The 26789-nt window shown below is 34.7% G+C and carries 27 protein-coding genes; 18 read left to right on the top strand and 9 right to left on the bottom strand.

Annotated features, from left to right (window positions below):
- Window positions 1–441: 441 nt before the first annotated feature.
- From NFRAN_RS06220 to NFRAN_RS06195, 7 genes are all read right to left on the bottom strand, one after another.
- Window positions 442–1497, bottom strand: coding sequence for an ornithine cyclodeaminase family protein (locus tag NFRAN_RS06220; protein WP_134483868.1), 1056 nt, complete (start codon window positions 1495–1497; stop codon window positions 442–444).
- 497 nt (window positions 1498–1994) lie between these two features.
- On the bottom strand, window positions 1995–2192 hold the full coding sequence (locus NFRAN_RS13750) for a hypothetical protein (RefSeq protein WP_172602174.1): 198 nt from the start codon (window positions 2190–2192) through the stop codon (window positions 1995–1997).
- Window positions 2193–2619: 427 nt separating this feature from the next.
- Window positions 2620–2901 carry a winged helix-turn-helix domain-containing protein gene (locus tag NFRAN_RS06215; RefSeq protein ID WP_134483866.1) on the bottom strand — a complete coding sequence of 94 codons (282 nt, stop codon included), beginning with the start codon at window positions 2899–2901 and terminating at the stop codon, window positions 2620–2622.
- Between the two features lie 61 nt (window positions 2902–2962).
- Window positions 2963–3331, bottom strand: a complete 369-nt coding sequence (locus NFRAN_RS06210) for a hypothetical protein (RefSeq protein ID WP_134483864.1) — start codon at window positions 3329–3331, stop codon at window positions 2963–2965.
- Window positions 3332–3683: 352 nt separating this feature from the next.
- A complete protein-coding gene (locus tag NFRAN_RS06205; protein WP_134483862.1) occupies window positions 3684–4286 on the bottom strand; it encodes a MarR family transcriptional regulator in 603 nt (200 codons plus the stop codon).
- Between the two features lie 530 nt (window positions 4287–4816).
- Window positions 4817–6514 carry a PQQ-dependent sugar dehydrogenase gene (locus tag NFRAN_RS06200; RefSeq protein WP_134483860.1) on the bottom strand — a complete coding sequence of 566 codons (1698 nt, stop codon included), beginning with the start codon at window positions 6512–6514 and terminating at the stop codon, window positions 4817–4819.
- A gap of 477 nt (window positions 6515–6991) precedes the next feature.
- Window positions 6992–7309: a hypothetical protein gene (locus NFRAN_RS06195; protein WP_134483858.1), complete on the bottom strand. Its 318-nt coding sequence runs from the start codon at window positions 7307–7309 to the stop codon at window positions 6992–6994.
- A 1007-nt stretch (window positions 7310–8316) separates the two neighbouring features.
- Here NFRAN_RS06195 and NFRAN_RS06190 point away from each other — a divergent pair.
- Both NFRAN_RS06190 and NFRAN_RS06185 read left to right on the top strand, forming a co-directional pair.
- Complete coding sequence (locus tag NFRAN_RS06190) at window positions 8317–8544, top strand: hypothetical protein (RefSeq protein WP_134483856.1); 228 nt, start codon at window positions 8317–8319, stop codon at window positions 8542–8544.
- Between the two features lie 208 nt (window positions 8545–8752).
- The gene (locus NFRAN_RS06185) at window positions 8753–9283 is read left to right on the top strand and encodes a hypothetical protein (protein WP_134483854.1); all 531 of its coding nucleotides are present in this window, start codon (window positions 8753–8755) and stop codon (window positions 9281–9283) included.
- Window positions 9284–9399: 116 nt separating this feature from the next.
- On the opposite strand, the gene NFRAN_RS06180 is transcribed toward NFRAN_RS06185, so the two are convergent.
- Complete coding sequence (locus NFRAN_RS06180; RefSeq protein ID WP_134483852.1) at window positions 9400–9855, bottom strand: universal stress protein; 456 nt, start codon at window positions 9853–9855, stop codon at window positions 9400–9402.
- A 293-nt stretch (window positions 9856–10148) separates the two neighbouring features.
- On the opposite strand from NFRAN_RS06180, the gene NFRAN_RS06175 reads away from it, so the two are divergent.
- The gene (locus NFRAN_RS06175; RefSeq protein WP_134483850.1) at window positions 10149–11048 is read left to right on the top strand and encodes a ParB/RepB/Spo0J family partition protein; all 900 of its coding nucleotides are present in this window, start codon (window positions 10149–10151) and stop codon (window positions 11046–11048) included.
- A gap of 57 nt (window positions 11049–11105) precedes the next feature.
- Here the strand turns inward: NFRAN_RS06175 and NFRAN_RS06170 are convergent, their stop codons facing one another.
- Complete coding sequence (locus NFRAN_RS06170) at window positions 11106–11645, bottom strand: Lrp/AsnC family transcriptional regulator (protein WP_134483848.1); 540 nt, start codon at window positions 11643–11645, stop codon at window positions 11106–11108.
- A 168-nt stretch (window positions 11646–11813) separates the two neighbouring features.
- Here NFRAN_RS06170 and NFRAN_RS06165 point away from each other — a divergent pair, with 168 nt between their 5' ends.
- The 15 genes from NFRAN_RS06165 (at window position 11814) to NFRAN_RS06100 (ending at window position 26622) form a co-directional block, all read left to right on the top strand.
- Window positions 11814–14162: a sodium:solute symporter family transporter gene (locus NFRAN_RS06165; RefSeq protein WP_134483847.1), complete on the top strand. Its 2349-nt coding sequence runs from the start codon at window positions 11814–11816 to the stop codon at window positions 14160–14162.
- Between the two features lie 80 nt (window positions 14163–14242).
- A complete protein-coding gene (locus NFRAN_RS06160; protein ID WP_134483845.1) occupies window positions 14243–15373 on the top strand; it encodes an urea transporter in 1131 nt (376 codons plus the stop codon).
- A gap of 230 nt (window positions 15374–15603) precedes the next feature.
- Entirely contained in the window at window positions 15604–16179 is a 576-nt protein-coding gene (locus NFRAN_RS06155) for a hypothetical protein (protein ID WP_172602173.1), read from the top strand.
- A 117-nt stretch (window positions 16180–16296) separates the two neighbouring features.
- A complete protein-coding gene (locus tag NFRAN_RS06150; RefSeq protein WP_134483841.1) occupies window positions 16297–16599 on the top strand; it encodes an urease subunit gamma in 303 nt (100 codons plus the stop codon).
- Between the two features lie 71 nt (window positions 16600–16670).
- The gene (locus tag NFRAN_RS13410) at window positions 16671–17048 is read left to right on the top strand and encodes an urease subunit beta (RefSeq protein WP_145988038.1); all 378 of its coding nucleotides are present in this window, start codon (window positions 16671–16673) and stop codon (window positions 17046–17048) included.
- A 12-nt stretch (window positions 17049–17060) separates the two neighbouring features.
- Window positions 17061–18788, top strand: coding sequence for an urease subunit alpha (gene ureC, locus NFRAN_RS06145; protein ID WP_145988037.1), 1728 nt, complete (start codon window positions 17061–17063; stop codon window positions 18786–18788).
- Between the two features lie 89 nt (window positions 18789–18877).
- On the top strand, window positions 18878–20434 hold the full coding sequence (locus tag NFRAN_RS06140; protein WP_134483840.1) for a TCP-1/cpn60 chaperonin family protein: 1557 nt from the start codon (window positions 18878–18880) through the stop codon (window positions 20432–20434).
- A 6-nt stretch (window positions 20435–20440) separates the two neighbouring features.
- A complete protein-coding gene (locus NFRAN_RS06135) occupies window positions 20441–20803 on the top strand; it encodes a hypothetical protein (RefSeq protein ID WP_134483838.1) in 363 nt (120 codons plus the stop codon).
- 75 nt (window positions 20804–20878) lie between these two features.
- Window positions 20879–21454, top strand: a complete 576-nt coding sequence (locus NFRAN_RS06130; RefSeq protein WP_134483836.1) for an urease accessory protein UreE — start codon at window positions 20879–20881, stop codon at window positions 21452–21454.
- Window positions 21444–22181: an urease accessory protein UreF gene (locus tag NFRAN_RS06125; RefSeq protein ID WP_232037956.1), complete on the top strand. Its 738-nt coding sequence runs from the start codon at window positions 21444–21446 to the stop codon at window positions 22179–22181. The genes NFRAN_RS06130 and NFRAN_RS06125 overlap by 11 nt, the downstream gene beginning before the upstream one ends.
- A gap of 19 nt (window positions 22182–22200) precedes the next feature.
- Window positions 22201–22857 (top strand): urease accessory protein UreG, encoded by a 657-nt coding sequence (gene ureG / locus NFRAN_RS06120; RefSeq protein ID WP_134483832.1) that lies wholly within the window; start codon window positions 22201–22203, stop codon window positions 22855–22857.
- 15 nt (window positions 22858–22872) lie between these two features.
- Window positions 22873–23808, top strand: coding sequence for an urease accessory protein UreD (locus tag NFRAN_RS06115; protein ID WP_197731142.1), 936 nt, complete (start codon window positions 22873–22875; stop codon window positions 23806–23808).
- A gap of 89 nt (window positions 23809–23897) precedes the next feature.
- Window positions 23898–24923 (top strand): metal ABC transporter substrate-binding protein, encoded by a 1026-nt coding sequence (locus tag NFRAN_RS06110; protein ID WP_232037955.1) that lies wholly within the window; start codon window positions 23898–23900, stop codon window positions 24921–24923.
- A gap of 45 nt (window positions 24924–24968) precedes the next feature.
- Entirely contained in the window at window positions 24969–25709 is a 741-nt protein-coding gene (locus NFRAN_RS06105) for a metal ABC transporter ATP-binding protein (protein WP_172602172.1), read from the top strand.
- 13 nt (window positions 25710–25722) lie between these two features.
- Window positions 25723–26622, top strand: a complete 900-nt coding sequence (locus NFRAN_RS06100) for a metal ABC transporter permease (RefSeq protein WP_134483828.1) — start codon at window positions 25723–25725, stop codon at window positions 26620–26622.
- The last annotated feature ends 167 nt before the right edge of the window (window positions 26623–26789 follow it).

Here is a 26789-nt window from a genome sequence, read left to right as displayed (position 1 = left end):
GTTTTGAATATGTTGTATTTATAAACCAAATATTGATATCGAATCTGTTGTTTATCAAAATCGACTAATCAAGAGACGGCTGAACTATATTCTATATGGTGGAGTAGTGGTTATCTGTTTACTGAATCTTCATATCGTCTATTTAGTCTCCTCTTTTCATTTCTGTGTTCTTGCTAATCACATTTAATAGATATCTCTAACCATTTCAACAATAAATTAATGAAGATTGTTTTCGGGCTTGGAAAGCGTATTTCATGGTTTCTATCATCAATCGCGTATCAAATTCTGTAATGTCTGTTTGTTGCACAACATTATTCTTGATATTCTTTTTTCATTTTTGAGATGGTTGGCTTTAGTTATCGTTTGAATGATCTTATTTATCTACCTACAAATAGGTTCGGGAATTCATTTCAGCATGTATATTGGATTATTTTACTAATCTCAAATATTGAAATACGATTTGTAAATATTTTTACTATACTTTGGTATAGAAGAGACTTTTACTATGTTCCCCATATTTTCTTTGGTTGCCAACTCATAAACGAGTTTGTATACTTGTAAATCCTCCATTGCGAACCCAACTGAATCAAATATCGTAATTTGTTTGTCGTCATCTCTTCCTTTACATAGTCCAGCTACAATTCCAGCCAAATCCGAATAAATCTGACTTTGAGGTATTTGTTGAGATTCGCCCTCGTATACAGCCTGGTCTATAAAGTCTACTATCACTTTTGACCGATCAATTAATGATTTTTCCAGTTCCATCTTATTGGGCGCATCTCCTCCTATTGCATTGATATGAGTTCCTTCGGAAACCCATTCATTTCTTACTACAGGAGTAGAGTCTCTGTCTTTACATGTTGCAGTTACTAATATATTCGAAAGCGAACAGGCTTCTTGCGGACTTGAAGTGATGTTTACGTTAATATTTTTCAACAGATTTTCTGCAGACTTTTTAAACGATTCCGAAGCTTGTTCATCCGTATCATAGACATAAACATCTTCGATGTTTCTAACAAGTGAAATGGCATGCAACTGAGGGAGCGATTGTGCACCATTTCCTATAATTCCTATGGTTTTATCATTTCTATTTGAAAGATACTTTGTTGCTATTGCAGACGCCACACCCGTTCTTAGTGCAGTAAGAATTGTAGAACCAGTCACCATGAGTGGATATCCTGTCTCGCCATCTACCAATATTCCATTAGCCATAATGGTTGGGAGTCCATAATAAACAGGATTATCTTTGTGTGTGTTTACAATTTTGCAGCTAAAATATTTGTCGTCAGACGCCGACATCGATTCTACCGATCCCCTGTTGAAATAAAACTCGTGTCTGGGGGGGTTTACTATTTGTCTCTTTGCAAAATTTCCAAATCCTTCTTCCATAACAGAATAGAGCTGTCTTAGAAATTTGTCTAATGTTGTCTTTTGGTTAATGAGATCTATTATTTCTCTTTCTTGAAGAATCAATGTACCTTTGTGGAATAAATTCACCTTTCATTTGATTGTCTCCATATTCAATTGTACTTGCGACGTATAAAAATCTGTCTGCAACCGGAAATATGTGGAATGTTGATAAGGGTTTGATCTGACATAATTAAATTGATTTGTAAAAGATAAAGTTCATAGTCCGAATCCAATGAAGAGTCTCTTAATAATGAAAACCTCTATGAAATCTGAACCGCTTTGCATCATAATTTGCAAAGATCCCACTTATGACCTCCCTAACCAAGAAAGTGGAAATAAATCAATTCCTTATTCGTGTGGGAACTTCATTGGATAATCTATTTGATAGAATCATAAATTCAAATTCAGTAACTTCCCATTGTGATTGATTAATTGATTGATAAGCAATGATGTCAATGAGCTCATTGCGATTACCATCAGTGCATGAATTTTCCGGATTTTATAATAATATAGATCCGTCCGACGGTATATTGAAATAGAAACAGAACCGGAGGAAGTCCCAGCCATTATAAAAACTTTGAAATCTAGTTCATAGGATCATCAGAAATAGGTTTTGTGAATCCAAATAGACAACTAATATTGATTACTTGTATATCTTTTTGGTTTGGCTCATTTGGGTTGTATCGCAATATGTTCTTGAGCATGAATAACTTAAATAATGCAGGATTTTTTGCAGTTACTGTCACAAAAAAAGAATTAGCTAGTAAAATTTTTGATGTCAATGAAATATAATAAAGTATCAAAATGCATTATATAACTATTTTATAGTATCAATATTCAAATCCAATAACTATGATTTTTTTGAAATGTCAGGTAGGTATATGTATGTCGAAAACGATTTGTCCGAAATTACATGTCCAAAATGCAATAGAATTAATGCTAATTTAGAGGTAATGCGAATGTACGTTTTTACACGGAGTAACCATGGAAAAGAGCCTTACTATGATATCAAATGCTGTGACTGTAATGAAATATTCACCTCACAAGTTTACGTTTCTATTGATGACCTTTAGATCAAATCGAACTTGTTATTTCTCATTCCCTATATTCTAATTCGAAAAAATTAGAATGGTCGCTTAAAGATATGGACCAGTTGTCAAAAAGGAGAAGATCTTTCAAAGAGGCTTGGGAGATATTGACTTGAAAGTTTCATGTTTTGAGATGTGTTATATAACCTACTTGTTGCATTAAATAGCTAAATTTCCGTACGTACTCTTGTCCTTCCAAAGTTGTTTTAATTGTTCTCTGGTTATAGTCAACATCTAAAAAGCCTAATCTTTCCAAGTAAATCAAGCATTCATTTAGCAATGCATATGGTACCTTAAGTTGCCTATTTAGCGAGCCTCTTGTATGATTTTCATTACTTATGCAGGATTTTAATATGAGATAATACAATTCCAACCTGCTTCTTTTATACATGGATTCTTTCATTCTTTATCACCTCTGATCCGATGACAATTACTGATAACGTCGAATTATCAAAAAAGAGGGATTATTGTTGTGCTGCTGCGTTGTTACCAGAGTTTTCTTGGTTTTGGAAGCTAAAGTTGTTACCCGAGCCTATACTATCTTCACCTGATACTACTTGGCTATTTTGTTCAGAATCTTGTTCCTGACCTATAGCTTGAGATGCAAAGTTACCATCATAATCTTTGCCATAATGCTTTTTCAAGTTTTTGTCACATGCTTCTTGATGATCTTCATAATAATCTTTATCGTCTTTGCAGTCGTCTTTGTCTACTCCGTAATGTGCCATTGCGGCTTGAAAATTCGATACCGAAGGACCGAATGTCATTATGGTTGCTAATACGGCCACTACTAATACTAGTGTAGTATTGTTTATGTTTTTTGACCTTAACATTTTAAACGTCGTTTATTAACGTAAAATATAAGATATAATAATTAATGAAAACAATTAGGATATATGATTACCTTAAACGTTTTCGAAATAATAGTATATAATATTATTACATCCTTGGATCATAAACGATGACAATTGGATAAAAAGTTGTAATAGATATGCGATTCCAATAACGATATCGATCGATATGGAAGTTTAAAAAAATGATTGATAAATGCTTCCTTGAACCACCTAATGGAAAATCATCGAATCTTTTTGTTGCTTCAGATTAAAATTAATACGTCGATCTTGATTTTTAAATCGTATCATATTGGTATATCCGTTGATAGTTTAATAATGATTTGATCGGTTATCAGAAGGAATCAAATCCTCCTGTATCTATTCCTATCCCGCCGTAATCCATATCACTAAAACCACTAGTATCAGCAGTGACTGAAGTCCAATCTCCATCAGAAGCATTCACGTCTCCTGAGGCTTCTGATCCTGAATTGTCTATCTGTCCTTCGGTTTGTGCACTTTCTGCCGGATTCATAGCCATACCCATAAATGACATCATGGATGCAAATAATGCCATGTTTATTAATCCTGAAAATAACATCATGGGGATCCACATTCTGATATCGTCCATATAACTCTGCATTTGAGCTCTATTGCCAGTTTCATATAGCTGTTGGAGTTTTTGAGACTTGTACGACAGTTCCTCCTTTTTCAAATTCAATATTCTTGTACCTGTTTCTGTGATAAAGATTTCAATTTTCTTATTGCCGAAGAATCCTTTTTTTACCTCTATGGTGATTAGTCTTTGTGATTTCAAGTCACTAACGATTAATTCTACTTCATCCTTTGATAACTTGGTAACTTTTGCAATGCTGCTTATTTTTTTCATACCTCGGGCAATTGCATCTAAAACCATAAAATGATTTGGACTCTCATTAAATTTGTATTCATGAGACATAATGATATTTCGCAAAAACGCTATTTAATATTAGACTTTAACCTTTGAGTAATATGTAAATATTATTTTGTTCGATAGAGCCGTACCTTGAATGTAATTTTGTATTTTAAAATTGATAGTCGACTATTGCATCAAGGTATAGTTAATACTACGTGTTTCTGACGGTGGTTTAATGAATTTTGCTTTTTTGACTTCTACTCCGTCTTTATGAGAACTGCAAACAATGTAGTTAACCGGATAAATATTTGACATTTTAAGAAATATATATTAAATCTCTGGTTAAATTTCTATATCTGATCTCCAATAGATATCATTTTTAATGACATGTAGTAGATTTTGTCAATAGTCGTCAGTCAATAATAAAATCTATGGTTTAACACTAAATATTCGCTATTATCAAATGCATATGCTATTAGATACTTGTGACTCTTATTTACATGAAGCTGTGGAAAAATGTATATGATAAAAAAAGGCTAATTTAGTTTGCCTTTTTGAGATCTCTCTAACTATTATGACGATGCTGTAATTGATTACTCTACTATAACTTCTCCTACCATCGAGGGGTGATAAAAGCAATAGTACGGATATACACCTGAATCTTCGAATGTAATGCTAAAATACTGATTGGGTATTATAGCCTCAGAATCAAATAATTGACCTCCATCTGCATCATTGCCTTGGCCGGAAGTAACGGTATGAGAAATGGTATCGCCATTATACCAAGTTATGGTTTGACCTCTTTCAATTGTAATTGGGTTTGGAGAATAGGAATTGTCGCCGTACAACCCCGATATAACTGCTGGAATCGAGTTTCCATTTGTATTGTCTTCTCCTCCTCCTCCTCCTCCTTCAGCGCCACCACTACCTCCAGCAATAGCCGTTGAGAAAGACGAAGACGAAGACGAAGAAGCGGGTACAATTCTAAATAAAGATCCAGTATAGCTTAACACATACAAATATCCATCTGGACTTACTTCTATATCGGTTATACCACCAAAACCTTGACCAAAAACAAATGGTTGATTTTCTTTCGGATCATTGACTTCTCTGTCTGCTAATAGGGATATATTTCCCGTTAATTCGCCACTATCAAAAGTTAAATCATCTCGAGCTTCATTAAGTATGAATCGGTATAAAAGTCCGTTATTTATATCTCCTACAAACATATTATTCTCGTACTGCTTTCCTAATTTGTCTGAATTTAAGAACTTTAATGCAGTAATCCCAATAGGAGTAACCCACGATAATTTAGGTTCCGCATAACTTGCATTTCCGAAATAAACTAGGTCGTTAGAGGTAGCGCCTGAGCCAAGAAGATCACTCTGTGATAATCCTTGAATCAATGCCCAACCGCTATTAAAACCAGGGTATACCATATTAATTTCATCTCCAGTTGCGGGTCCATTTTCGGTATCCCAAAGATTTCCTGTTACTGGATCAAAATCCATGCCAAAGCTATTTCGAATACCCATCGCATAATACAAGTTAAGAGGCAATTCGTCACCAAAAATGGGTTCTCCAGGTACAATTTGTCCATCCTGAGTTATCCGTAATACTCCGCCCAAACCATTTGGTGCTGGACCGTCTTCTATATTCTGTGCCTGAGTCCTATGTCCGCCTACTTCTCCTACTATAAAGTAAATATTGTTATCTGGACCAATGCGAATTTTGCCTCCATTGTGTTCGCCTCTATCGTTTGGAGGAATTGCAGTTAAATCTAATAATAAAATAGGATTGATCAATTGACCATTCACATACTCATAGCGATAAAGTCTGTTTCCTTCTGGTTCTACGTTACTTCCATAGTCACTTCCATCTTCGTCATTGCCTGATTCAGTATATGAGAGAAATACAAATGTCCTTCCATCTGTTTGTTTAGATACTGCTATTCCTAGTAGACCTCGTTCAATGGCAGTAGCCACTGATACGTCAAGAGCTGGTGCCTCTTGTATTTGACCATCTACGATATGAATGACCCGTCCAGTTTCCTTTTCAGTGACTAATAGATCATTAGGTCCTAAAAATGCCATACTGGTAGGTATATTTAAGCCGTCTACTATTTTTTCAACTACTAGATTATTGTCCTTAACCGTAGGTCCATCTGGTGCTAAAGGTGCTTTAATATATGCTCCAAAAGACAAGTTATTACCTATTGTATAGTTAGAATGAAATAGTAAGAAAATACAAACTGCAGATAATATGGTCTGTACAGTATTTGGTTTTTTCAACAACGTTCATCGGTCGTAAATTAGTATATTATAGATTGTTTATCAATCTACCAGTAGAATCAGTATACTATACTACATTCGATCTTTATATTCATAAACTCTTAATGATATCTCTATATATTGTTCATAGCCAAATGGTGATAACTAACTCTATCACTCTTTCTCCCTAAATGGTTCAACAACCAGCGCACCAGAATTCTAGCCCATGTGAAGAAAATATACCGTGCTTTATCACAAAGCATGATATATTCGCATATATGGAATTTTGATATTTGAGGATAATGATAGCCAGCTGCTAGAAGAGACTCCCAAGCCAATTTTATTGTATTTTCTAAATATTATACTGAAATTCCAAAATTTATTGATGTGGATAGATGTTGCAATAATTCAGGATTTGAAAAACAACAAAATACAATTTGTAAATCTTTGAACCAAAGATGTTGTTTTATGCAGTATTTAGTAAAATAGTGTCTGTAACTATTCTAGCTTAAGAACTAGATCTGTATAACTAGTACTTCTTCTTTCTCGCTGATAATATATTAATTCTAGAGCATCCAAACCTCTTGATGTTACAAAATACAATTTCATTGCTCCTTTGTATGATATTAGAAGACCGTTTATCAAATGAAATAGATAGTTTCTTACAATGAGTTCCGCAGTCGGGATTGTTCTTTGCACACATATACAAATATCAGAAAAGAGTGCACCATCCATACAAGCTATTGATATTGGTTCGGTAATGGCAACTTTTAGGTATGCCGAATTCCCATTTTTATTAGTGAATGCCCGATTCACTTGGATACTTATTTCTATAATGTATTTAGTGTTGTCATTTAATGTATTTTTACTCTTTTAGGAAACATTGTTTACGTCATTTCCACCATTAATTTTTGATTACAAGATATATTTTTCAAAAGGTAAATGTACGATAGGCAATAGCACATTTTCAATGATCTCTTGCAAGTGTTGCTTTATCTTCTTCTCTAGATATGTTTTCATTCATTTTTTCATCAAACACATATTTTTGGTCAGATCGGTTCGGATATTATGAATATATGTCTAGTTGAAATCTGCTCATGTCGTCATCCTGTTTTGATAGATTAAAGATAACGCTGCTTTTTTTTATCAAGTATATTCTCTATATCCTCGAAAGTACTTATTATTTACCTTTGACGAATATACTAAAACATATACAACAAACTTTCGATATACATGGCAAGTGCTTAATTCTAATCTATTCAGTTATCCTGTGATGATTTGGGATATATTTTATTTTGGAATGACTATCGATTTCTTCAGTATAACGGAATTATAAAGTGGGCAACGACAACAGATATTTATCTATGTTTGTTTGATTAAAGCCAGAGGTATATGGTATTATATTTCTCAATGTGTCTTTAATTTTCTTTTTAATATTCATGATTGAATCTATATTTGTAGCCAAATTTTCTACATCAGCAATTTGTATATTTTCATATAGCTAATGTTGAGGTCCAGCCTTCTTTACGAATAAATAAATTCTAACAAGAGGATTGTCATAAGTCTTTATCTCTGGTCTTTTAATAGTAATAGATTATAATTTATAACATGACTTTTGGATTCGATCACCCAAATGACTATATATATCCTAAAATATCATAATTTTCCACTTTTATTTGGTTTACATACCACAACCATTTCTACTTTTTTACAAATTAATTTTAAAATACACAAATATTACAAGATTAATATAATCCCTATCCCTCCTGTCAATTTAACAAATAACCTTAAATAATTATTCAACAATTATATTATGGATCAAAATGTCCGATGCAGTATTAGATTGGGAAAGCATTATCCATAAAAATGTCAGAACAAAGGATTACGATGATGCTGGAAACGTCGATGCTGTCGGTGCAGATTATGTGATAATTGCCTCACATGGAGATAGAGATGAGTACCGTTTGCCAAAAAATCAAATAGATGGATTTAATGGTGCAGAGGTATTTTTGAAGATTGGTTTAGGTGAATTACAAAGATATAAAATCTAATACAACTTTATTTTTTTGTTCTTTATCGATTATTTTCTATATATTATAGATGATTACTAATTTAGTAACATCTTCTTTTCTCCCCATTTTTGTCTATTTTCATAATTTCAAGAAGAGTTATTTGTAGAAATTGATTTAAATCGAAACCTATATCATGACATCATTTGTTTTGTCAAATTAAAATACAATTGAGCCTCTCTTTATCCTGATGTTTGGAATAAGAAGAAAAAATAAGGAGGACGATAATCTGTGGAAATTAGAATATATCGATAGTATTTACAAGGTTTACGATTGGGATAGAAATTTGACCGGCTACTTTTTTCCAAATTATGATGTTAACATTGATAATTATTATTCTGATAAATCACTTACTGATCATGAGATAGAAGATAAGATTATAGAGCAAATGAATAAGGAAAAAAAATCCGTAAAGGGAGGGAATCTAATGCTTCCAATGATTAAACTTCAATTACTTGATAATACTGAAGGAATGCATTTGGATTATGTGATAAGCAAATTAGAGGAAAATGCCCAACGAACTAGAATTTGGAAACAATGGATTGAGGATAACTATCAAGAATTCAAAATCATTGGGAGTTCAATTTATACTGCGAGAGAAGATAGAAATATTTTGTCCATTGTTTTAGGTATTGATTCAGAAATGATTTTAGGCGAAAATGAACTTTGTAACGATCTTAGACCCTTATTGAATAGATTACATCAAGGTGAATTAATTTAGCTACTATCATTTAGTTGATGATCATTTTATCAATTTTGCTAATTAGTTAACAGCTCAAAATATCTAGTTTAACAGTAGTTATTGATATTTAATAACTTGTTACATATAGACTCTACTCACTTGATAACTAATACGGGACAATAGGCATAAGTTACAACATCTGTTGCTACACTACCTAGTAACATTTTCTTTAGACCAGAGTTTCCTCTAGTCCCTATAACTATTAGTTCCACGTTTCTTTCTTCTGCATAGTTTAGAATCGATGCTGCAATAGAAAAAGGCGTAGTAATTACTTCTGATTTTACCTTAGTTTTAGCATCAATGTTTGTATTCTTATTTATATGAGCTATTATTTCTTCAAACCATTTTTCTGCTTCCTTTTTGTATTCTTGAAAATAAGATGGAGCAACCATGCCAAACACACCTGAGGAATCACCATGATGAACTTTAGAAGGAACGATGGCTAAAAGAAATAATTCTGACTCATATTTCGAAGTTAAATCTAAAGCATAATTTACTGCATTTCTGGAGTATTCTGATCCATCTATACCTACCAGAATTCTGGAAAACATCTGTTTTTCTATTTGGAACTGCGTTATTATAAAAGTATCTTAGCAAACAATAAAAATCCTTAATTATTTACCTTTTACCATTGTTACAAAGTCTATGAGGCAGGATATGAGTAGTTCACGTAAAATCATAAAGCTAAAAAACAAGAATGTATAGTATGCTTGTTTTTAAGAAATTTATTAAATTATCTATTTTGCATGATAATTTATATAATCTTACAAAAAAGTTATCTAAATATTTATGTTCAATCGATAAAAACAAAAATGTATAAGTATAAGCGTACTTATTAATTTTTATGCATGTATTTGATACTAGTATCGTAGAACATATAGAGATTAAGATGATTCGACCCTCACAGTTTTCTATTAGAGATAAATTTAATGATTATCAAGAGGTAGAATCACTCATTTCGAGTATCAAAGAACATGGACTACTTCAACCTATTCTGATACGCCCTTATCAGAATAATTTTGAAATAGTTGCTGGCCATCGTCGATTCTATGCGTGCAAATCTCTCAGGTGGCGACATATCCCGTGCAAGATTCGGGAAATGAATGACAAACAGGCATTTGAAATTCAATTAACTGAAAATATTCAGCGAAAATCTATGAGTGTGCTAGAGGAAGCTGAGGCCTTTAGAAAATATGTGCAAGATCTAGGCTGGGGGGGTGTTACTGAACTGGCCAAGAAAATAGGAAAAAGTGAGGAATATGTTTCTCATAGAATTCAATTACTCAAACTTCCTCAGGATATCAAGGAAAAAATCATGCTAAACAAACTAAGCGTAAGTCAAGCGCTTGAATTAACAACTCTTTCTTCAGGTAACATTCTCCAATTTGCCGATCATATTATAGAAAATGAATTGACAGTACGACAAATTAGAGAGGTAAAGTCAGTATTTTCTAAAAAGGGGCTTTCAGGGGATGATCTGGAATTAATTGCTAACGAAAATATTAATCTTAAGAACATTAAAACTTTAAAAATAACTAAAAAAACAACCCTAGCACTAAAAATAACTCTTGCTAGGATAGATAGCATCATAGAGGAGGTGCAACTGAACTTTGAACCAGAACAAAGTACTGATGTCATAAGTTTTCTGATGGATATGAGACTTAAAATTCACTCCTTAATAGACGACACGATTAGATTCAAAAATATTAAAATTAATAAAACAACAAAACACTTGAAAGGTTAAATTTGCTGTTAATCGATTCAATAATCTAGATCAATTTATAATTAATTGGTTAGTTGGCTACCGTCCAATGAATGGTGGCATCCATTCATTTAGGAACTTTTTGTATTCTTTTTCGGTATGGGTGAATGCATTAAGAGTAGGTTCCTTTAGAGGAGAAAAGTCATATACCTCATAAGTCTGAATGATATCTCCAAACAAATTTCTATAAATGTCGCTCTCCTCATCTGCAACTTCTGGAGACGCAAACACTTGGATGGTGATCCAATCATATCCTCCCCTCGTTCTTCCTGAAAACAATACAAAAGGAGCATCTTCAAGATATTTCTTTAATCCCTCAACTCTGCTTCTTAGATGCTGAGAAGGCCTAAAAGTAACTAAAACAACTCTAATTATCTTATGACTAACCTTTTTAGTATCTATAGATATTGTGTATCTTGATATTATCTTTTCGTCTTCAAGTGTTTTAATACGCGAATCAATTTCCTCTAGACTTAAATTATGACCATAATTTCTTAAAAAATCCCAGATTTCGTTCAAGTCCTGCCTGGCGTCTTTACTCAAAGCAGAAAGAATCAACTCGTCAACTAAATCTATCATTGGTTTAATATTACAAAATTAATATCAAATTATATATAGTTTAGAACTTTAATTTCGAGGTAATTGTAGCCTGTTTTGTACATGATGCTATAGAAAAATCCCTTTCTGCCGATATTGACCTAAGAATCAAGATTAACTTAAATAAATCAATTTAACTTTAACTTACAATTGTCATTCATATTACCCCAAGAAATTGGTTATCTGATCTTTATTGGGGGTGGTTTGATAATGACGGTGCTAGTATTATTGCTTATTTTTGTAGATACCAAATGGCTTGGGACAAGAAAGACATACGAGTGGTTTTCTACAGCTGGGAGAAATATCAAGAGTGGTTTATTAGCATCATCTATTATTTCTGCTTGGATTTGGGCTGCTACCCTTTTAGAATCGTCCACCGTTGCTTACAAGTACGGGATTGGTGGACCTTTTTGGTATGCAGCAGGAGCGAGTATCCAGCTAATTCTTTTTGCTGTAATTGCCTTGGAGTTGAAAAAAAGGGCACCATTCTCTCATACTTTTACAGAATTTCTATATCTTAGATTGGGAAAGTTTGGTCATAAGGTATTTTTGCTTTTTGCACTGCTGGCCAATTTTATTGTGACTGCCATGCTCGTTTTGGGAGGTGCTGTAGCCTTGAATACTTTAACTGGAATCGATATTACAATAGCTTGTTTTGTGATTCCTTTGAGTATTATGATATACACATACTTTGGAGGTTTGAAGGCTACTTTCTTTGCAGACTATCTAAACACTTCTCTGATTTTTGCTGTAATACTAGTACTAGTAACGAGCATATATTTCTTTAATCCACAGATAGGCGGAATTACAGGATTGTTTGAGAGTCTGCAATTGGCAAGCGTAATTAATCCCGTAGAGGGCAACTCGGGAGGCTCCTTCCTTACTTTAGCTTCAATCGGCGCCCTTATTTTTGGGATAATTAATATAATTGGAAATTTTGGAACTGTTTTTGTTGGCCAGGCTTTCTGGCAGAGAGCCATTGCTTCTCGTCCCAAATCTCTTATTAAGGGATTTTTTATTGGCGGATTGGTTTGGTTTGCTATCCCGTTTGTTCTTGCAACGTCTATAGGACTTGCAGGGATCGCATTGCATTTGGACCTCTCATCATCTGAAGTTAGCCATGGTTTGGTTGCTCCTATAACCATCTCCACACTCCTTGGAGAGGTCGGCGCGATACTTATACTGACCATGCTTTTTACTGCAGTGACATGCGCGGGGTCAGCGGAGCTTGTTGCATTCTCTTCATTATTTACCTTTGATGTATATCGAACCTATTTCAAACCATCTGCTTCTGGTAGACAATTAATGCGGGTATCAAAATATTCAGTCTTAGCGTTTGGGTTTGGGATAGGATTTCTCTCCCTCTCCCTATTTTCCATGGGACTGAATTTACAATACATCTACCTGTCAATGGGCATTTTAATTGGCTCTGCGGTTGGGCCTATTTCATTATCTTTAATATGGAAAAAAACCAACAAAACCTCTGCATCTCTTTCTGCACTATTTGGCCTTTTAGCTGGTATTTTTGTATGGTTTTTTTCGGCATATACTCTGTATGGGGACATTTCTGTCTCGTCTACCAGCCATGATATTCCACTTCTATTAGGTAATCTGACATCTTTTATAACTGGTTTTGCCTTTGTAATTTTGGGTAGTTTGATCAAACCTGACAACTTTAATTTTAATATTACAAAACAACGAATTGTGGTTGTAGATGAAAGGGTCAGGTCATTAATCAAGGAGGATAACGATGAGACGCTCTTAAAAAAGAGAACATTATTTGGATACAAGTACGGTATCATATTTACCCTCGTATTAGTTATAATTTGGCCTTTACCTTTGTTTTTTTCAGGATATGTTTTTTCTTTTGACTTTTTCTTATTTTGGATATTGCTAAGTATAATTTGGACCGTGGCAGCTGCTTGTTTTCTCATCTTTAAACCACTTATTGAATCTAAAAGAGAAATTTCAACGGTCCTGTCAAATCTTGCAATCCTTCTTAGGTCTAAGGTTATATTCAGAACCAATAGAGGTATGCTACTATCTTCTCCCCATAGCACCGTAAATTCTACTTTGGAAAATTCTACTGGTACAAATTACAAACGAATTCTCGTAGCTGTAGATGGTTCGATGCCCTCCATAAGGGCATTGGATTATGCTACTCACTTTTTTAAGTCGGATTCCATAATATACGCTTTATACGTTATTGAATGGTCCGATGATTCGGAAGAGAATACTGAATACGACACAGAGCTATTAAAGAGAGTTGAAAAAGAAGGACGGCTAATATTATCAAGTATTCTTATAAAGAATTCAAGGCGATGTGAAAGAATAGTAAAAGTCGGAGACCCAGCAAATAGAATTATCAAAACTGCTCATGATCTTAATGTAGATATAATCGTTTTGGGAATGCGCGGATTAGGACATGCCGGCGACTTTGGTCATATAACGAGAAAAATATTGTCCAAATCAAATAAGCCTGTATTGTTGCTAAATTAATTCAATTTCATCAAGTGTTCTATATTAATAAACTGATATTCAATACAAATTGTTAAACAATACCTGTACAGATTCCTTCTATGGGCATACCCACATTTACGTCAGGAGATCCAATTCTGGATTTTTTCTATATCCTGTTTAATGGCATATCTCAAGTTCCTCTAATAGCTTCACCAGTAACTGGTATTTTTATCCTTGCAGGAGTGCTATTAGCTTCTCGAAAAGCTGGAGTCATGATGGTGGCCGCTGGGTTGATTGGAGCAGGAATGGCAATATTGTTAGGTGCCGATTTCGGGCTAGTCACATTCGGTCTGTTTGGATATAACTCCATCTTAACTGGAATGGCCTTTTGGTCAGGACCTTTTGTAAAAGCTAATAGAGCGACACTGACTATTTCGATTTTCGGAGCAGCTGTCACCGCGGTTGTTTGGATGACTTTTGCACATCTTATGGGAGATATATTTAGTCCAGATCTAGACGGTGGAATAGCAAATTCTGTTGCCATTCCTGGGTTTACATCATCATTTATCTTTACTACTTGGGCAATGATGTATGCTAGTAAGCGATATGGACATGACATTTGGCCAGAAGTTCCTCAAGTTAAAGAAGAAAAAATTGCAGGAAGTGATAATCCGGTTCAACTAAAAGATGAAAACTTCAAATGGACGGCTAAAGAGTTTATCAAAGCTACTCTCAATGGTGTATCTCAAGTTACTTTTGTTGAGAACTGGAAGACTGGTATATTTTGGGTTGTAGGACTTACTTTAGCTTTTGAATTAGCGCCACTTATAACTGGTGTTCAGGATAGGCCTTGGTTTACGAACGCGTATACTTCACAGTGGAATGAATTTTCGCCTTTATATCTTGCTGGTCTCATGGCTTTTATAGGCTCTGCAATCGGTGCAGCACTATCCATATTGATGAAATTACCCACACAAGAAACGAGGATTGGTTTACATGGTTTTAATCAAGTATTGGTGATGATTGCATTAACCAGCTTTATACCTCTCACATGGCAAACTTTCTTAATGGCTGTACTTGCTACCGTTGCTTGTTCTGTAGTCGTGATGCCTGCACTTCAACGGTTCTTTGGCCAATGGGGACTACCTGCACTTACCGGACCCTTTGTATTTACCGCGTGGGTGTGGTTAATAGCAATATACGGATTCACCAATATTCCTGCAGGACTCGGTTGGTCTAGGCCTGGTTAATAGCAATCTACGGATTCACCAATATTCCTGCAGGACTCGGTTGGTCTAGGCCTACTTGGTCCCCATCCAAGGGGAATCCAAAATCAATTCACTTTTTATTTAGTCATTGATGAATTAAAGTAACCACATCAATCCACAAACAAATTCACTTTTATTCCGATCCTGATCTATTGTGTTTATACTATATCTTTTCAATTAAAGTAATATTTCTCACAAATTAACTTACAATGTTGTCTGACATCGAGGTAGATTTAGCTAAGATTAGATCCAATCCCACTGTTTCTGATACACAAAAAATCAAAATGTTTTATGATTTGATGAAAGAGCGTGATATAGAGCCTATCGTATTAAGGCTTTCTGGATATGTGAAACAAAAACCTATGAAGGTAGATTACCTTCTTACATTTACTCCAAGTAGAATTATTTTGATGAGGAAAAGCTTTATTCGCAAACTAACTGATCCTGGTTTTGGTGCTGGACTTGGACCCTACCTTTACTTTGTGTTGTCAAAAAAGATCGAATATTCTGATATTAAGAAAAAGGATTCCTCTGTTTTAAAAGACAGTCAACATTCGCAGGAGGAAACTTCAATACCTTACAAAGATATTACAAAATTTGTATTATATCCTGACACGAAAACTTTGGTTTCAAATATGCTCGGAACTGCAATAAGGGAAAATGTATTGATAATTCATACAAAAGAAAAAAAATATGAATTGATTCTCCCCACGGGCAAGAATGGCAAATATGAAAAAATATTATATTGGTTAAAGATGTGTTTACCTGTTAAAATCGCAGCTAAGTAAATTAACGAATTAGTCGACGTCGACTAAATCAAAATTGGAATTGTAATTGTTCATATATATTGATTATTATTTTGAATTTTAAAATAATTCACTACGTTTGTTATATGTGAATTAAACATGATGTTAGTTCCAAGAGAAATTGAAAAGATGATGATTTGGACGGCTGCCCAAATCGCTGAGGGAAGAAAGAACAAAGGAATAAAACTAAACTATCCAGAATCAGTTGCTTATATAGCCAATTATATTGTAGAAGGCGCTCGTGAAGGAAAATCTGTAGCTGAATTAATGACATCTGCGAGAAATATTTTAAAAAGAACAGATGTTATGGAAGGAGTACCTGAAATGATTCATACAGTACAAGCCGAAGCAACGTTTCCAGACGGTACAAAGCTCGTCACTGTTCATGATCCGATTCAATAGGTGGAAATGAAGATGATGACGACGATCCGATTTATATCAAAATTGATTGTAAATGGAGGTTTTGATTTACAATGATACCGGGAGAATATGTTTTATCTGAAGGAGATGTTCTATGCAATGAAAACAGAAAGACTATCAAGATTACTGTAAAAAATACCGGTGATAGACCGTCCCAGATTGGTTCACATACGCACTTTTTTGAAGTAAATAAAGTCCTCGATTTTCCAAGAGAACAAACCTTTGGTTATAGGCTGAACATCCCGGCCGGGACTTCTATACGATTTGAACCCGGTGATTCAAAAGAAGTTGAGCTTTGTGAATTAGGTGGTTCAAGAGTATGCTTTGGATTTAATGGATTAACTATGGGAAGTATGAAATCTGGTAATATAAAAAAATCTGCATTTGAAAAAGCCAAGTTCTATGGCTTTAAAGGAATGGGTAATAATTAGGAGAGGATGTAATTGGTTCTAAAATTAACTAAAAAACAATATACTGACCTATATGGTCCAACTAAAGGAGACAAGATTCGATTAGGCGATACTGATCTCATGATCGAGGTTGAAAAAGATCTTATATCCCATGGAGATGAGTGCGTTTTTGGCGGTGGTAAAACAATTCGTGATGGCCTAGCTCAAACTCCTGGTGTCACCAATGCTGCTGGAGCTTTGGACTTTGTTATCACAAATGCAGTAGTTTTAGATCCCGTATTGGGTATAGTAAAGGGAGATATCGGTATCAAGGATGGTAAAATTGCAGGCATAGGGAAAGCAGGAAATCCGTTAACAATGGATGATGTCGATAGAAATCTTGTAATATCAGCATGTACAGAGGCAACAGCAGGTGAGCATACTATTTGTACACCAGGGCACTTTGATACACACATACACATGATTTCACCTCAGCAGTATCTCGATGCCATTAGTAACGGTATATGCAACATGATAGGTGGTGGTACTGGTCCTGCAGATGGTACCAATGCTACTACATGTACGCCGGGTGTATTTAATATTAGTAGGATGTTAGAGGCAGTTGAAGATACTCCTATGAACTGGGGATTCTTAGGAAAAGGTAACGATTCTCATCCCTCTTTGGCCACTCAAATGGAGCAAATTGAGGCAGGTGCATGTGGATTAAAAGATCATGAAGATTGGGGAACCACGCCTGCGGTTTTGGATGCCTCTCTTCGTGCAGCAGACTTAACAGATACTCAGGTTGCAATCCATACAGATTCAATAAACGAATGTGGATTTCTTGAGGATACAGTCAATGCAATTGATGGACGAGCTGTCCATACTTATCATACTGAAGGAGCTGGTGGAGGTCACGCACCAGATATCATGGCCATTGCAGCAGAACCAAATGTATTGCCTTCGTCAACCAATCCAACCAGACCATTTACTGTTAATACAATTGATGAACACCTTGATATGCTCATGTTCTGCCACCATCTTAATCCTGCAGTTGCAGAGGACGTCGCATTTGCAGATTCAAGAATTAGAGCCGAAACTATTGCAGCAGAAGACGTCTTACATGATGAAGGAATTCTTAGCATGTACTCCTCTGATAGTCAGGCTATGGGTAGAATCGGCGAAGTAGTAATACGCGCATGGCAAACAGCAGATAAAATGAAAAAGATGAAAGGAAAGCTAAAGGATGAAGAAGGAGACAATGATAATTTAAGAGCCAAACGCTACATTGCAAAGACAACTATAAATCCAGCTATTACTCATGGTGTTTCTAATTATCTAGGTTCGCTTGAGGTAGGAAAATATGCTGATATCGTAATGTATAACACCCCATTCTTTGCAGCAAAACCAAAAATGGTCTTTAAAGGTGGATTTATTGCTTGGTCTATAATGGGAGATCCAAATGCTTCTATCCCGACACCTGAACCAGTATTTTATAGACCTATGTTTGGTGCCATGGGACGTGCCGTAAAGAAGACATCATTTACATTCATGTCAAAGAAATCAATATCTCTAGGCGTTCCCGAGAAATTAGGTTTAGAAAAAACTGTATTGCCAGTAAGCAATTGTAGAAGCATCGGAAAGAAAGATATGCTGTGGAACGATAAGACACCAGAAATTAAGATCGATCCTGAGACATATGAAGTTAAGATTGATGGACAAATTGCTACTGTAGATCCCGCAAAGGAATTAACCTTAGCACAGAGATACTTTATGGCGTAATTTCAGCCACTCTTTTTTCTACTTTCTACTTTCTATTTGCAACTTTCTGATCTGATACATTTATCTCCTGGTCTTTAAATCTAAAAAATATGTCTTCACAAAATTTTGGAGTTTGGAAGCCAATTGCTGAAAACGTGGAATTTAATGCTTTGGAATCTAATTCTAATGCCGTAATGGCTGTAGCAGATACTGTTAGAACTACATTGGGACCAAAGGGTCTTGATAAGCTTTTGATAGATCAATCAATGAATAGACACGTATCTAATGATGGTGTTACCATATTATTATCGCTAAGAGCCATCCATCCAGTGGCTAGAATGATCGTAGAAATTGCAGAAAGACAAGAACAAAAAGTTGGAGATGGAACTACAACAGCAGTTATTCTTGCCGCTGAAATGATAAAAGAAGGCAAGAGGCTTATTCGTGAACTTGCAGTTCATCCTACCAAGGTTGTTGAAGGGATAGATAGCGGTATAAAGCATTCCTGCGACTTGTTGGTGAAAAGCGCTAAAAAAATAAAACTTAGCGATCCTGAGCTTGATCAGATTGTTAAAACAAGTCTATCTTCCAAACTAGATGGTCGCGTCCTATACAAAATTGTGGTTGATGCTCTGCGTACCGTAGGAAAGGATGCGATTTACAATGGTCAGTATGATTTTGATAAAGCAATCAAAGTGATAAGAAGAGTTGATGTTGAAGACAAGATTTTTAATGGAATTGTATTGGAAAGAAAAAGAATTGATCCTGAGCTACCAAATAAAGTAGATAATTCAAGGATTCTTATTTTGAAATTAGATCTAAAACCTGTAAAGGAATCTTGGATCAAAGAAAATAGCAAATATCAAGATATTCTTACTATGGAAAAGGATCGACTCGAAAAATCTAAGAGAATTGTTGATGCAATAGTAGCAACCGGTGCAAATACTCTCTTTATAGCTTCGCCTGAAGTCGATCAAATAATTGAAGATTTATTTGTATCAAAGGGATTGTTTGCAGTACATATATCGAATGAGGAAATTGAGTATTTATCAAGATACACAGGTGCAAAACCCGTACGAACTTTAGACGATCTGAAAAATAATGATATTATTGGCGTATCTGAAAAAATATACGAAGATGAGGACAATGGAATTATCTATTTAGAAAATGGCAACGGAAAAAAGATTATAACAATCTTGATTTCAGGATCTACAAAGGAAACATCTTTGGAGAGGTGGAGATCCACAATCGATGGAGTAAATGCTGCAGAAGCAGCCCTAAATTATGGAGTAGTTCCAGGCGGAGGTGCTGCAGAATTACATATCATTGAAAAAATCAAACAACTAAAGCTCAATGGGTTGGAGCAAGTAGGACTTGAAGTAGTAACCTCTGCGTTAGAAAGTATTATGAGACAAATATTAACAAACGCTGGATTCAATGGTTTGGAAAAGGTAATGAATGCTAAAGCATCACCTGATGGATACGGGGTAGATATAGATAGTGGAGAAATAGTAGATATGGTATCAAAAGGTGTACTTGACCCTGTTTTGGTAAAAACCATGGCATTGGAAGCTTCTGGGGAGATGGCAAAATCTGTACTCAGAATAGATAAGAATTTAGCTGCAGATGATCTCAACCCTCAAGCTTTATCGGATTCAAAAAGGTGAGTGTTGTTGCAAATTAGGCATTGTACCGAAAAATCCAATGTTGATGATTCTTTGCTAATAATCGATCCTACACGAATCAGACATGTAATTGTTAAATCGGGAAAATTATCATTGATCTCTGGTTATATAGATCCCAAGTCTCATCTTAATTTAGATTATCCATATCATTTGGTAAAAAAATGCATTGTAGCTGAAAAATTCGAAATTGGATCAAAAGTCGAAATGTCGGATGCGGGATTTATGTTTGCAGAATTGGATCCTGCAAAATATGGACACTATGGCAAATATGATTACACCCAAAATCTGCAGAACATGATAAATGCTGTGAAAAAAATAAGGGATACCAAAGCAATTTCTAAAAATAACTAGCACTGAATCAAGTTTTTTCTTTATAATCTATTAAAATTGTTTTTATTGATAAGATTGAATTCTATATGTTATCTTATGTTAACCGTTACGACTATTGTAGGAAATGTAAAAAACAATCTGGACTTGAAAAAAAAATATGAGGAGTCATTAAAGAAAAATACTCTTGAAACCATAACAATACAGAGATCTGAAACTGAAAAAGTTAGGATGAGAAAGGTTTCAGACAAGGGAACGGATGTGGGATTTATTTTGCCATCTCGGACCCATTTGAGAGATGGCGATGTGGCATTTTTAGATGATACTCGAATGATAATAATAAAATTATCTCCAGAGCTTGTTGCTATTCTGAATATTAGGGAGAACGTTCATCCTCGTAGTGATGATGATGAAGACAGTAGTGGCACTGAACATCGCCATCGCCATCGCCATCACCCCGATCTTACAAATGTTGCAATTAAAGTTGGTCATACTATTGGAAACTTACATAGACCGTTGAAAATTGATAAAGATGATATTATATTTCCTATTCAAACTCCTGATGAGATAAATCTGTTCTTGAGACTATTGTCTGATCTAAAAAACCATATAGAAATTCGTACAGAAACTCTTATTTTTGAACCTGACCAAGGATTTGATGTCCATGCACACTGATGAGAACGAGAAACTACTTTCACCATCCAATACCGTATCTATAGAGGATCTAAGTTTTTTACAGTTAGCTGATTCTTTTTTTCCAACTGGGTTATATACCACTTCCAACGGATTGGAACAACTCTTTTATGATAAAAACAGAAAAATTTCATATAGTGAAATTTTGGATTTTGTAAAGGCCTATCTTGTTCAACAGATAGGGCCCACTGATTGTTGTGTAATAGGGAATGTGTATAGCTTTATTCAAAAGAAGGATTTTTCGTCGCTTTTAGATCTAGATAATACATACTATTTCATGAGATTAGTAGATGAAACACGTTCTGCCTCGACTAGATCGGGCATTCAATTCTTGAGATGTGTTTCTACATTCATTCGAGAAAATGAATATCTGACTTTTTATTCAAAGAGCATAAAAGATGGCCTAGCAAAAGGCGTTTTTCCTGTGTCTTATGCAATAGGATGTAATTCTTTGAATCTGCCGAAGGATAGGTCGGGTTTGATGTTATCCTATGGTTTTGTCGTCAGTATTATAGGGGCGGCTCTTAGATTAGGCATACTTCAACATTTTGAAGGTCAAATGATGATAGATGATTTAAAGCCTGTAATACTATCTACGGTTTTAAATAATATCGAACAACCTGCTGATGAAATGTGGCAGTTCATTCCACATCTTGATATAATCCAAATGCATCATGAGCAAATGGATTCAAAAATGTTTATAACTTGATTTTTTCAATTTATCTCTTGTGGCACTTTCAAGAATTCCTAGGATTGGCATAGGAGGGCCTGTCGGTTCAGGTAAAACAATGTTAATTGAACAATTAGTACCTATTTTAAAAAAGGGTGGATATAATGTCGGAATCATTTCTAATGATGTAGTTTCCAGGGAAGATGCTGACAGGATGAGAAAAAATCTTGCCACGGAAAGAGGACTAATGCCAGAAGATCTTGTAATAGGAATAGCAACAGGAGGTTGTCCTCATACTGCAGTCAGAGAAGATCCGTCAATTAATATTTCTGTAGTCGAGGAAATGGAATCTAAACATCCAGATCTTGATTTAATAATAATAGAAAGTGGTGGTGATAATATAACTACCACCTTTAGTCCAGCACTTGCAGATTATTTCATATATATTATAGACGTTTCTGGAGGTGATAAATATCCTAGAAAACGTGGTCTTGGAATAGAAACATCGGATCTGCTAGTTATTAACAAAATAGATATCGCATCATTTATTGGCGCTGACCTGAGTATTATGGAACGAGATGCAAAGATAGTTCGAAACAATAAACCATATGTCTTTGTAAATAGCAAGACTGGCCAAGGCGTGGAAAAAGTCGCAGAGCAGATAATAAAAGATGTATTGTTCGACGCACCGCCCAAATCAGTTGCCGTCAATTGAAATTTTTGTGATTTCATGAGTGTGTATAATCTTTCTTATTGTACTCCAGACAAAATCCCTTCTGAGGTATTGAATTATGATAGTACTTTGGAGCAGATGGGTGTGGGAAAATCCGGCAAATTGGGTATTTTGCAACTAAAATTAGAAAATGATCCTATAATTCACAAAACTACAATAAAATATCAGCACTATAAGGTACCTCTTTGTATAAAACGGGCAATGTATCTTGAGGAGACTTGCCCTGAAATGGCTTATATCTATATAATATCTCCTTCTGGCGGCATCTTACAAGGTGATAGATTTAGAATGGATATTTCACTTTCAAATTCGGCCAAATCTCATGTTACTACACAGAGTGCTACCAGAATTTATAAAATGAACAAGAATTTTGGAACCCAAATAATAAACTTGAACGTCGATAAGGATTGCTATCTTGAATATATCCCTGATCAGATAATCCCATTTAGGGATTCTAGATTCTATCAGGTATCAAATATCAAGGTTCATGATGAAGCAACATGTATTTACTCTGAGATTTTAACTCCTGGTAGAGTTGCAAGCAATGAATCGTTTGAATATGATATTTGCTATATGAAAGTCAAATCAGTTAATCAGTATGATAAACTAAGGCTAATTGATATAGCAAAAATAGAACCTAAAAGAGAAAATGTAAAATCTTTTGGAATATTAAATAACTATGATGTGTTGGGAAGTGTCTATATCTTAACTCCAAAGGATAAGTTAAATAATATTCAGAGTGAAATATTGGAGTCCTTATCTAAGACAAAGAGTGTTATTGGCGGGTGCACAAAACTACCTAATGAAAATGGGGTACTTGTCCGCATGCTTGGTTCGTTTGTTGAAGATATAAGAAACTTGATTTATTCAATTGTTGGCATTTTGCGTCGAAATGTCTTAAACATTTCATTTAGTGGAATGCGAAAAATCTAATTTTTTTGGTGATATAAAAGTTTTTTATCTGATAAAATTGTAAATCTTGTATTACAAAAATTTAATCTGATTCTTTATAATAAAACTTGATGTTAAAATCTCTTCTTAAAAATTCAAAGACAACTCTTTGTATGACGTTCGCAATGGCCTTATTGTCTCTTTTGTTTATATCTGCAAATATTGAAGTCAATAAAAGCTCTTTTGCACTAAACAAGACGTTGAACGTAGTTACTTCTGTATCTCCTATTACCAATATCGTGAAAAATATAGGAGGTGACAGGATAAGCCTCACAGGTCTAGTTCCAGAGGGCGTGAATTCCCATACCTATGAACCAGTACCATCTGATATCGTGAAACTAAGTAATGCAGATCTTGTGATCATAAATGGGCTCTATCTGGAAGATCCGATGGAACGAATAGTAAATACATCATTAAATACCAATCCCGATATCCAATTACTCAAACTTGGGGATAATGCCATAACTCCTGATGAATGGGTGTTTGATTTTAGCTTCCCGCGAGATCAAGATCATCCTAATCCGCATCTATGGCTTAATCCAGTATATGCCATGAAATTCGCCAATCTAACCAAAGATAAGTTGATTGAAATGGATCCTAACAACACTGATTACTACACGGAGAATGCTGACAAGTATATTACACTATTAAAACAATTAGATGAAGGAATAAAAGAAGCAACTCAAACCATACCTCCGGAAAATAGGAAATTAATTACATATCATGATTCTTGGGCATACTTTGCTCCTAGGTATAATATGACTGTAATGGGTGCAGTACAACCGTCAGACTTTTCAGAACCATCGCCACTTGATATTGCAAAATTGATTGATCAGATCAGAGCAGAAAATGTTTCAGCTATATTTGCTTCCGAAGTCTTTTCTAACCGAATTGTGGATCAAATAGCAGATGAAGCCAACATCGAAATAGTACAAACTCTACGCGATGATGCTTTACCAGGTAATCTGACTGATCCTAACCATACCTATGTCGGAATGATGCTTGAAAATATGAAAAACATGATTGTTCCATTGGGAGGAAATATTAGTAGTCTTTCTGATATAAATCCGGCAAATACCTATACCGACACTCCTTAAACCCTCTTTAAAATATTAATAAGCTACCCATTCAATACCTTTCATGTGGGCTCCTTCGAATGCCTAAGAATCACTGGTTTATCCTATGGATTTTCGTATCATGATTTTGTTATAGAAGGAGTTAACTTGACTATTCCAAAAGGACGATTTGTGTCTATAGTGGGTCCTAGTGGATCTGGAAAAACCACTCTGCTAAAACTATTGTGTGGGATTTATGAACCATGGAACGGAGATATAGAATATATCTGTAATAATGATCGTGATTCGATCTTTTATCATCCTTCTATTGGTTACGTTCCTCAAATAGAAACTATTGATTGGAACTTTCCAGTTTCTGTTCAAGAAGTTATTGCCATGGGATCATGGAATTACAAGAGTTATCTTCCATGGATCGACAAGAAATTAAAAAATCAAATCAAAGATGTGTTAAGAATATTGGGTTTGGGTGGATATGAAAAAAGGCATATTAGAGCTCTTTCTGGTGGTGAACAACAACGAGTATTTTTGGGTAGAGCCTTGATTAGAAATCCTGATGTTCTCATTTTAGATGAACCAACGACGGGCCTTGACTATGTATCTAGAGAGAAGATATTTGACATACTAAAGAACCTCAATAACAATGGTATGACTGTGATTTTGTCCACACATGACATAACACACATAGCTAATCGTTCTCCTTGGGTAGTATGTTTTAACAAATATGTTATTGCAGAAGGCCCTCCACAGGATGTTCTTAAGGAAGAGAATCTTTTAAAAACATATGGATTAGCAGATTACAGACCTTAGTTACAAGATATATATGATTGATCTTTTACTACCTTTTCAATACGAGTTTTTTATTAAAGGGATAATAGTGTCTGTTTTGCTTGGTGGTATTTGTGGGTTAGCAGGAGTATACATTATATTGAGAGGTTTAAGTTATGTTGGTCATGGGCTTTCTCATGCTGCATTTGGTGGGGCAATTGTTGGAAACATAGTTGGAATAAATTACTATATCGGAGCTATTATTTGGAGTTATCTTGCATCGTTTATTATTTATGAAATTAGTAAAAGAAACAAAATTAAACCAGATGCAGCAATAGGATTGGTTACAACGGCCATTTTTGCATTTGGAGTGTTACTTGTAAGCATGACAGACAGGTATACAAGAAATTTTGAGTCATTATTGTTTGGAAATATTTTGGCAATAACTGAACAAGATCTGTATGTTATTGTTTCAGTTACACTCCTCTCAAGCGCATTCTTCTTCTTTTTACACAAACGACTAGTTTTTTCATTTTTTGATAACGAAAGTGCCAAAATTAGTGGTATTAGAACGTCACATATAGAATTGCTATTTTCATTTGTCCTGGCCACAGTTATAATAGTTTCAATGTCATCAATTGGAGTAACGTTACTAGCCTCTGTAATAGTAGGACCTGCAATTTCTGCACGCATGCTTTCAAATAATTTTTCTAATGTGGTGTTCTTGTCTATAATAATCGGTTGTGTGGCTTCTTTTTCAGGAATGTATGCAAGTTTCTTTTTGGATTCTTCCTCAGGTCCAACAATTGTCATGTTCGTAACACTAGCTTTTGGCATTACCGCTTTGTATGCTTTGTTCAAGAAAATTTATCATTCCCATAGCCACGGCGGGATTTCTCATTCCCATCCCCATATACACACGGATGAACACAGGCATGAGCATACTCATCGTTAAACAATATTATGAACAAGAGAAAGATACAATTTATTGATAATATATAAAACCTTTCAAATTCAAATTATGTCTGTATGTATATACAACAACTTAAATTGAGTTTACATCCTTGCATATACATAATCTTTTTACTTATGAAGAGTGATTAGGCCTTCATTTTTATTTGT

Origin of the sequence: Candidatus Nitrosocosmicus franklandus, from assembly GCF_900696045.1 — an archaeon.
In the GTDB taxonomy this organism is placed as follows: Archaea; Thermoproteota; Nitrososphaeria; order Nitrososphaerales; family Nitrososphaeraceae; genus Nitrosocosmicus; species Nitrosocosmicus franklandus_A.
The sequence above is the reverse complement of the archived record's forward strand: the minus strand, read 5'-3'. Positions and strand labels throughout refer to the sequence as shown.

Coding starts and splice junctions, on each gene's coding strand:
- NFRAN_RS06215 (WP_134483866.1), bottom strand. CDS start 2,901: ATGAAAGAATCCATGTATAAAAGAAGCAGGTTGGAATTGTATTATCTC.
- NFRAN_RS06210 (WP_134483864.1), bottom strand. CDS start 3,331: ATGTTAAGGTCAAAAAACATAAACAATACTACACTAGTATTAGTAGTG.
- NFRAN_RS06205 (WP_134483862.1), bottom strand. CDS start 4,286: ATGTCTCATGAATACAAATTTAATGAGAGTCCAAATCATTTTATGGTT.
- NFRAN_RS06190 (WP_134483856.1), top strand. CDS start 8,317: ATGTCCGATGCAGTATTAGATTGGGAAAGCATTATCCATAAAAATGTC.
- NFRAN_RS06185 (WP_134483854.1), top strand. CDS start 8,753: ATGTTTGGAATAAGAAGAAAAAATAAGGAGGACGATAATCTGTGGAAA.
- NFRAN_RS06180 (WP_134483852.1), bottom strand. CDS start 9,855: ATGTTTTCCAGAATTCTGGTAGGTATAGATGGATCAGAATACTCCAGA.
- NFRAN_RS06175 (WP_134483850.1), top strand. CDS start 10,149: ATGCATGTATTTGATACTAGTATCGTAGAACATATAGAGATTAAGATG.
- NFRAN_RS06170 (WP_134483848.1), bottom strand. CDS start 11,645: ATGATAGATTTAGTTGACGAGTTGATTCTTTCTGCTTTGAGTAAAGAC.
- NFRAN_RS06160 (WP_134483845.1), top strand. CDS start 14,243: ATGGGCATACCCACATTTACGTCAGGAGATCCAATTCTGGATTTTTTC.
- NFRAN_RS06150 (WP_134483841.1), top strand. CDS start 16,297: ATGATGTTAGTTCCAAGAGAAATTGAAAAGATGATGATTTGGACGGCT.
- NFRAN_RS13410 (WP_145988038.1), top strand. CDS start 16,671: ATGATACCGGGAGAATATGTTTTATCTGAAGGAGATGTTCTATGCAAT.
- NFRAN_RS06140 (WP_134483840.1), top strand. CDS start 18,878: ATGTCTTCACAAAATTTTGGAGTTTGGAAGCCAATTGCTGAAAACGTG.
- NFRAN_RS06130 (WP_134483836.1), top strand. CDS start 20,879: ATGTTAACCGTTACGACTATTGTAGGAAATGTAAAAAACAATCTGGAC.
- NFRAN_RS06125 (WP_232037956.1), top strand. CDS start 21,444: ATGCACACTGATGAGAACGAGAAACTACTTTCACCATCCAATACCGTA.
- NFRAN_RS06115 (WP_197731142.1), top strand. CDS start 22,873: ATGAGTGTGTATAATCTTTCTTATTGTACTCCAGACAAAATCCCTTCT.
- NFRAN_RS06110 (WP_232037955.1), top strand. CDS start 23,898: ATGTTAAAATCTCTTCTTAAAAATTCAAAGACAACTCTTTGTATGACG.
- NFRAN_RS06100 (WP_134483828.1), top strand. CDS start 25,723: ATGATTGATCTTTTACTACCTTTTCAATACGAGTTTTTTATTAAAGGG.